Origin of the sequence: Nocardia caishijiensis NBRC 108228 (genome assembly GCF_001612825.1) — a bacterium.
In the GTDB taxonomy this organism is placed as follows: domain Bacteria; phylum Actinomycetota; class Actinomycetes; order Mycobacteriales; family Mycobacteriaceae; genus Nocardia; species Nocardia caishijiensis.
The window spans coordinates 1-4,024 of record NZ_BDBE01000060.1; the positions used below are offsets into that span (position 1 = coordinate 1).

The window sequence follows — 4,024 nt, forward strand, 5'->3', positions numbered from 1 at the left end:
TCGGGCAGCAGATCGGGCCTGCGGTCGCGCGTCCGACGCAGCGACTGTTCGCGACGCCACGCGGCGATCTTCGCGTGATCGCCCGACAGCAGGATCGGCGGCACCTCGAGCTCACGCCACGACACCGGACGGGTGTAGCTCGGGCCCTCGAGAAGTCCGTCGGAGAACGAATCCTCCTGGTGGGACTGCTGATTGCCGAGCACACCGGGGATCAGGCGGACCACGGCCTCGGTCATCACCAGCACGGCCGCCTCGCCGCCGATGAGCACGTAGTCGCCGATGCTCACCTCTTCCACGCGCACCCGGCGGGCGGCGTCGTCGAAGACACGCTGATCGATGCCCTCGTAGCGGCCGCAGGCGAACACCAGATGGCGCTCGGTGGCCCAGCGCTGCGCGGTGGCCTGGGTGAAGGGCACCCCGGCAGGAGTGGGGACGACCAGTAGCGCGTCGTCGGGACACACCTCATCGAGTGCGTCGCCCCACACGGTCGGCTTCATGACCATGCCGGGACCGCCACCGTAGGGCGAATCGTCGACCGACTTGTGCACGTCGTGGGTCCAGCGACGCAGATCGTGCACGCCGATCGAGATCAGGCCCTTGTCGACGGCCTTGCCGAGCAGCGCGGTCCGCAGCGGCTCCAGATACTCCGGGAAGATCGTGACGACATCGAGTTGCACGAATTACTCCGGATCGAGCAGGCCCTCGGGCGGGGTGATGACCACCAGTCCGTCGGCGACCGACACGGTCGGCACGATGGCGGTGACAAAGGGAATCAGGATTTCGCGGCCGTCGTCCTCGGCGCGCACCGACAGCAATTCGCCTGCGGCGGAATGCAATACCTCGGTGACCTTACCGACGACGGTGCCGTCTTCGAGCTCGACGCGAAGCCCTTCGAGCTCGTGGTCGTAGAACGCGTCGTCATCGTCCGACGGCGGCAGCGAGGCGCTGTCGACGACGAACAGCATGCCGCGCAGCGCGTCGGCGGCGGTGCGGTCATCGACGCCGTCGACGAACACCAGAAGTCGGCCCGAGTGCTCTCGAGCCGACTTCACGGTGAACTCACGGGTCGCCGAGGACTTCGGCATGCGGCCGTGCAGGGTGGCGCCGGGGGCGAACCGGAGGTCCGGTTCGTCGGTGCGCACCTCGACGACCAGCTCGCCACGCACACCGTGCGACTTGGCGACCCGACCTACGACGAGTTCCATCTAGGCGTCGGTGTCGACCACGTCGACCCGGATGCCCCGGCCACCGATACCGGCGACCAGGGTGCGCAGCGCGGTCGCGGTACGACCACCGCGACCGATCACCTTGCCCAGGTCTTCGGGATGCACGTGCACCTCGACGGTGCGTCCGCGACGGCCGGTGAGCAGCTCGACGCGGACGTCGTCCGGGTTGGCGACGATGCCGCGAACCAGATGTTCGACGGCATCGGCAACAACGGCAGTCATTACTCGGCAGCCTCGGTGGCGGCGGTCTCCTCGGCGGCGGCCTCGTCCTTCTTGGCGGCCTTCTTCTTCGGGGTGACGGCCTCGGCGACGGGCTCGTTGTCGGCGGCGGCCAGCGCGGCGTTGAACAGGTCGAGCTTGGACGGCTTGGCGGCCTTCACCTTGAGGGTGCCCTCGGTGCCCGGCAGGCCCTTGAACTTCTGCCAGTCGCCGGTGATCTCCAGCAGACGCTGCACGGACTCGGTCGGCTGCGCGCCGACGGACAGCCAGTACTGCACGCGCTCGGAATCGATCTCGATCAGCGAGGGCTCTTCCTTCGGGTGGTACTTGCCCACGGACTCGATGGCCCGGCCGTCACGACGGGTGCGGGCGTCGGCCACGACGACGCGGTACTGGGGGTTGCGGATCTTGCCCAGACGGGTGAGCTTGATGCGAACAGCCATGCTGATCTGCCTCTTTCAGTAGTTTGGTCACCACGCGATTCGGCGACCCACATGGTCTGCGGGTCCGGTTTCGCGCATGAAGTGTGTGACCGCCGCGCGGTACGTAACCGGAGACGGGCTGACACTGTCCAGGGAGGACGGTGGTCCATTGTGCCAGACGGGCCGAGCGCAGCTGAAATCGCCCGCTGCGGTCGGGGCGCTATCGCGGTGCGAGCTGCCCGGTGTCGATGGTCACCGGAACGGGCCCGGGCGCGGTGACCGTCTCACCGTCAGCGGCGTACACCTTGCGACGGTAGCCGGATTCGTCCAGCCCGAGCGCCTCGAAGCCGACGCGCTCGCCGACCGTCAGATCGACGATCCAGAGGTGGGGCACCCGTGCTGCGGCAAACGCGGCCATTCTGGTGTCGCGCTCTTCGCGTGGGTTGTCCCACGACCACACCTCAACGGCGAGGATTACGTCCTCTGCTCCGCAGCTCACATGACGCGGGGACCCGCTCGACACGATGACATCCGGGATGACGGCGATGCGAAGCGGCGAGCTGATACGGATCGGCATGGCCCGGAGCACCGTCAGATCCTCGCGGTCGGCCGCCCGCAAGGCAGACCGCATCGCGACAAGCAGCTCATCGGCGACGTATCGATGCGCACCACTCGGCGGCGGAGTGACGACCGGGTAGCCCCAGATGAGTTCGAGTCGCGTTCCATCGGTCGGCTGGCCGCCGACGAGCCAATCGTCCACAGCAATCGGTCCCAACGGGTGGGTCAGCGAAACCTCAGCGCCCTTCGTCATCCCTGCGGGCCTTCCTGGTGGGTGTTGGTTCAGCGGTGTCCGGTGACCGGGTTGGGGGTTTTGACGACCATGCCGCGGAGGACGACCCAGAGGGGGTCGGTGAGCGCTGCGGGGGTGGTGCGTGGGTCGTTGGCGTAGACGACGAAGTCGGCGGGGGCGCCTTCGGTGATGGAATCGCGGCCGAGCCAGGTGCGGGCGTTCCAGGAGGCGGCGCCGAGGGCGTCGTGGGGGGACAGGCCCGCGCCGGTGAGGGCGGTTATTTCGTCGGCGATGCGGCCGTGGCGGATGGAGCCGCCCGCGTCGGTGCCCGCGTAGATGGGGACGCCTGCCTCGTGGGCCTTGCCGACGGTGTCGCGGACTCGGCGGTGCAGGTCGCGCATGTGGGCGGCGTAGACCGGGAACTTGGTCGCGCTGTCGGCGATGCCGGGGAAGGTGTCGATGTTGACCAGGGTGGGGACCAGGGCGGTGCCGTTGCGGACCATCAGTTCGATCGTGTCGTCGGTGAGGCCGGTGCCGTGCTCGAGGCAGTCGATGCCCGCGTTGATGAGGCCCGGCAGCGCGTCCTCGCCGAAGACGTGGGCGGTGACGCGGGCGCCGTTCGCGTGGGCGGCGTCGATCGCCTGTTTCAGGATGTCGTCGCTCCACAGCGGGCGCAGGTCCCCCACCGACCGGTCGATCCAGTCTCCGACGATCTTGACCCACCCATCGCCGAAGCGCGCCTGTTCGGCGACGATCTCCGGCAGGTCGCGCTCGTCGTCGAGTTCGATACCGAGTTCGCGGATGTAGCGCTTGGGCCGGGCGATGTGACGGCCCGCGCGGATGATGCGCGGCAGTTCGGCGTGCTCGTCGATGAAGCGGGTGTCGATCGGCGACCCCGCGTCGCGCAACAGCAGCGCACCCGCGTCGCGTTCGGTCTCGGCCTGCTCGATGGCACCCTCGCGCGTTTCGTCACCACCGCCGTAGCGAATACCGACGTGACAGTGGGCGTCTACCAGACCCGGCACGATCCACCCTGCGCGACAGAGGGTTTCGGCCCCCACCACCGGCTCGAACGTCACCGCACCGTCGACCACCCAGAGGTCGAGCTCCTGATCACCGGGAAGAACCACACCACGCAGATGCACACCAACCTCCAGACGTCAGCCTGCCCCCAACCTACCGCCAACCCCGCACCCCGAACCCACCGAAACCACATTCCCAATCCGCTACACGACTCCATTCGAGCCGGTCACCCCCACATCCCGCCCGCCACACAAGCTCCTCCCTACCGCACCCAGCCCAAGCTGCACCACCCGATTCCGCCACCGACCACACCCCTGGGCCACACGGCACCACTCGAGTCCGCC

The 4,024-nt window shown here is 68.4% G+C and carries 6 protein-coding genes; all 6 read right to left on the minus strand.

Annotated elements, in window-relative coordinates; genetic code table 11:
- A partial coding sequence (trmD, locus tag NC7_RS28200) for a tRNA (guanosine(37)-N1)-methyltransferase TrmD (RefSeq protein ID WP_067988965.1) occupies window positions 1-677 on the minus strand: 677 nt, incomplete at its 3' end.
- Window positions 678-680: 3 nt separating this feature from the next.
- Window positions 681-1,205, minus strand: a complete 525-nt coding sequence (gene rimM / locus NC7_RS28205) for a ribosome maturation factor RimM (RefSeq protein WP_067988967.1) — start codon at window positions 1,203-1,205, stop codon at window positions 681-683.
- Entirely contained in the window at window positions 1,206-1,448 is a 243-nt protein-coding gene (locus NC7_RS28210; RefSeq protein ID WP_056811833.1) for an RNA-binding protein, read from the minus strand.
- On the minus strand, window positions 1,448-1,888 hold the full coding sequence (gene rpsP / locus NC7_RS28215) for a 30S ribosomal protein S16 (protein ID WP_067988968.1): 441 nt from the start codon (window positions 1,886-1,888) through the stop codon (window positions 1,448-1,450). The genes NC7_RS28210 and rpsP overlap by 1 nt, the downstream gene beginning before the upstream one ends.
- Before the next feature lie 199 nt (window positions 1,889-2,087).
- A complete protein-coding gene (locus tag NC7_RS28220; RefSeq protein WP_084458855.1) occupies window positions 2,088-2,678 on the minus strand; it encodes a Uma2 family endonuclease in 591 nt (196 codons plus the stop codon).
- 29 nt (window positions 2,679-2,707) lie between these two features.
- Window positions 2,708-3,802 carry a metal-dependent hydrolase family protein gene (locus tag NC7_RS28225; protein ID WP_067988972.1) on the minus strand — a complete coding sequence of 365 codons (1,095 nt, stop codon included), beginning with the start codon at window positions 3,800-3,802 and terminating at the stop codon, window positions 2,708-2,710.
- Window positions 3,803-4,024: the final 222 nt, after the last annotated feature.